The organism is Halorubrum californiense DSM 19288, assembly GCF_000336875.1.
Taxonomy (GTDB): Archaea; Halobacteriota; Halobacteria; order Halobacteriales; family Haloferacaceae; genus Halorubrum; species Halorubrum californiense.
In genome coordinates this window covers 1-3,520 of sequence record NZ_AOJK01000004.1, presented here as the reverse complement: position 1 = coordinate 3,520, position 3,520 = coordinate 1, and the positions used below count along the sequence as shown (strand labels likewise).

1 protein-coding gene and 3 pseudogenes are annotated in these 3,520 nt (G+C 55.5%); 1 reads left to right on the top strand and 3 read right to left on the bottom strand.

Going from position 1 to position 3,520, the window contains the following annotated elements; genetic code table 11:
• A pseudogene (locus C463_RS00400) lies at positions 1–632 on the top strand (hypothetical protein); the annotation flags it as partial.
• Positions 633–665: 33 nt separating this feature from the next.
• On the opposite strand, the gene C463_RS19510 reads toward C463_RS00400, so the two are convergent.
• The 3 genes and pseudogenes from C463_RS19510 to C463_RS19425 all read right to left on the bottom strand — a co-directional run.
• Positions 666–1,073 carry a hypothetical protein gene (locus tag C463_RS19510; protein WP_008440075.1) on the bottom strand — a complete coding sequence of 136 codons (408 nt, stop codon included), beginning with the start codon at positions 1,071–1,073 and terminating at the stop codon, positions 666–668.
• 17 nt (positions 1,074–1,090) lie between these two features.
• Positions 1,091–1,485, bottom strand: a pseudogene (locus C463_RS19980) (HVO_A0114 family putative DNA-binding protein).
• A 1,832-nt stretch (positions 1,486–3,317) separates the two neighbouring features.
• Positions 3,318–3,520: pseudogene (locus C463_RS19425) on the bottom strand (hypothetical protein); the annotation flags it as partial.

Here is a 3,520-nt window from a genome sequence, read left to right as displayed (position 1 = left end):
TCCGGGAACGAAAGGGGAATACCCACAGCGTTGATGATCAGGTGACCGTCGCAAAGGCGTTCTACACTACAGGGATAGATCCCGAGGAAGAAGGTATCAAGCGAACCGAGCTGCTGGATTCGCTTGATGCCGACATTGAGTACCAACCACGGACGGTACTGAACCACCTTGTTGATGCTGGAGTGCTTGCTCAGACCGCGCCACCTGGTCCGGATGTCTTCGCGATCAGCGAGCGGCTTGACGATATTGTAAACGGGAACGTGGGTGAGGAGGCGGAAGCGAATCTCGATGCGCTGATCGCACATATTGACGACGAACTACAAGTCACAGCGCTTTCTGAAGGTGCTGCGGAGCGGGACGGGCCACAGGCTCGTGCCTCGGCACCGTCTGTCGCCGTCGCTGATGGTGCCGGGCGGACGATCCGGAGTATCCTCGCTGCGGAATTTGCTATCGAACCGGAGCGAGTCACTGAGTTCCTACGATCGGGGGATCCAGTGGAACGGCTTAATACGGCTGTCGAAGCGATTGAATCCTCTGAAGAAGTCACGAAATCGGAAGATTACGGGCAGATCGTGTTTGTCCGACCAGCGTATCGCTACCGACTGACCGAGCAAGCGATACAGCTCGTCTAGTTCCCGTGGAAACCGAGCAGAGAATCGACGAGATTAGCCCCCGAACAGCCGAGAAAAGAACCCGCCTGAGTCGTCCGTGTCCGACGTGTCTTCCGTGGTGGGGGACTGGGCAGTGTCGGTACCGGTTTCGGCCGCCCCGTCCAGAAGTTCGTCAACGGAGTACCCGATCCACTCGGCAAATTCCTCGGGTGCGCCGATGTAGAGCTCGTGGAGCGCCCACGGCGTGAGACGAACAGCGACACGCTCGGCCGCATCGGGATCGCCGTCCGGCGTCGCGGCCAAGAGCGTGAGCACCCAGTCGTCACCTGGCTCGCCGTCGGTCGCTGGCCCGAGGGCGATGGTCCCCGCAAGGTCGCCGTCGATGTGATACCACTCTGCGTTGCGGTGGGCGTGGTAGTGACCATCGGGGCGGGGATCCTCGGGATCGACGTCGTCGCCCATCGCGTATCCTCGCTGGGTCAGGCGTTCGCGTTGTGCCCCTGTCCCGACCCAGTCGTGAGCGGGATGTCGGCGTCGATCTTGTCGTACCACACGACCGGCCGCTTCGCCCGGCCATCCTCTTCGAGTTGACGAGCCCGTAGTCGGCCAGCTCATTCATGTTCTCAAGGACTTCTGGTGGATGCCGGTCAACAAGGCGCGCGAGCTCGCGGATGCTCCTTGGCTCGTGTTCGACGATCGCTTCCAAGAGTTCGAGGTTGGTTGAGCGGAAGACACGACCGAACGTTTCGAGGTTCTCGATCGAGAGCGTCGGCTCGCTGGGTTCGACGTCCTCGTCGGCGTCGATCGCTTCGAGGTGCTCTTTAAGGCCGCTACGGTCGGCGGACTTGATCTGAACGTGGAGTGTCCGGGTCATGGGTGTCGGGTGTGGGTTCGTCGGTTGGGATTGGTTGGGGTCAGTACGTCGATCACCGTGCTCGAACCGGTCTGAGGTTGGGACCGAGAGCACGCGAATCCCGCGCAATAGTGCCGTCGGCATAGGCTCCGATCTCATCTTCGAGTACGGTGACATCATCGCTCATCCACACGTGTGTCGACGCACCTTGCTCCAATGAGTGTTAGGGAAAACCTAACAAAGAATGGGCAGTATCGTCTCACGTCGGGTACGCACGACGAGCTATATACTCAGCGCCGACTTGCTGTTGACTAAATCAGGCCTCTAGTAACTATCAGTAGTAGAAACATGCTGCCAGAGAGATATTAACCAACAGCAAGTACATCTTTCATCACTGTGTTGGTTAAGACCGGTGGTAGGCGGCTCAACGGCACTGTTGAAATCCTCTTCTTCAGACATCTACCCGTCTGAAACAGTTGTTCGCTGAAGAGTGCGTATTGACCGCTACCCGCGGAGCGGCATCGATACAATTTTCAGAATCACGTGGAGAAGCGAATCTATGCCCTCCATCGAGTCGTTCCCGACGAAACGCGGCACAGCGCAGTTCACCGAGGATTATGTATGCTTCGAAGAGTCGTTTCGGGGTATATTAAGTCACTCTATCGAAATTATTGGCAGCGCGGAACGTGGTGGTCCAATAGTGCCTTTCTCGCATACATGTTTGCGTTTCCAATCGGCGTCTGGTGGGTAATCAACGCGGTCCGCGGCGGTAGCTTCCTCTACATCGCTGCGGTTGGCGGGTCAATGCTCGTACTCTGGGCGGTGAATTACGCACGCGGGTTCCGATCGCCAGACCGAATTCGACTTGATACAATCGAGCAAGTCTCTGCAACGGATGGCATGAAGGGACTGACACGCCCTCGACTCGTTATTAGCTACACCGACGGAGAAACGACCCGCAAACGGCGCGTGAACCTCCCATCAGTTTATACGAACGGTGGAGAGACGGTATACGAACAGGCACAGGAAGCGTTCGCCGAAGGGGGATTCTGAACGACGCTGCGAACTGATTGGCATCTTTATTTCACCTTACGTATCGTCCATATAGCACTGCGAGTACCTCCTAACATAAGCGTGGAGACACTCGCAGTCGCAAACGCATGCATTCCGCCGATAGCTACAGCAGGTGCCCATGAGGGGGCGGGGATAAAAGACATAACAAACGCGATTATACCGGATACAAACGCCAACATAAGCCTATAGCCTGAACTGACCCCTCCCGGCAACTTTGGCCAGTGGTTGCTATCACTGGTGAGGCGACCGAGTGTATAGTCTATAATAATCGCAAGTATGAGGCCGGCAGCGAAACTTTGCGAGTTCATATTACCAATAAACCCTCTTAGACTCACAGCTAACACCAGTGGAGAAATCATAGCTACCCCAAGTGTACCAGTCACTACCATTGTTATACCACGAAAGGGTGCCTGACGCAATTTATCAGACTGATTGCTATTTTGGAGGAGTTCGGGAAATGGAGGCATTATCTTTTAGACGTAATAGCAGACGGTTATTTGTTCTTTTGGCGCACCGAATTGAGCAAGGTACCTACCGAAAAGTGGTTCCACTACATTGACCGGAACTGGGCCATAATATGTCATCTGCTGAGGATTTCAACAGAGCCAAATCCTTCGGAAGCGATGTATTCTGACCGAGCGTGGTCTGTACAGCGCATAACTATAACGAGTCGCTGCTACTTGTGCTCGTAGGAATTTCGACGTACCCCCAGAATCGCCATCACGAGAGATTCCGTCACGGCTCGCCGTTGTCCTCAGTCTCTTGCTCGACAAAATCAACTACCTCCTCGATATCCTCCTCAGTGAACTCGTCTGCTTCGTCGGACGGTGTCTTCGTCTCTGATTCGGATGTATCCGTAGCGTCGTTTCAGCGAACGTTCGCTCCAGTCCTTTCAGTGCGCCGAGATACCGGTACAGGTCGTCGCGGTCTGCGCGAGCATGGTAATACCCGTCCGCTGTCTTCTCGATGAACTCGTTGTCAT

Coding starts and splice junctions, on each gene's coding strand:
- C463_RS19510 (WP_008440075.1), bottom strand. CDS start 1,073: ATGGGCGACGACGTCGATCCCGAGGATCCCCGCCCCGATGGTCACTAC.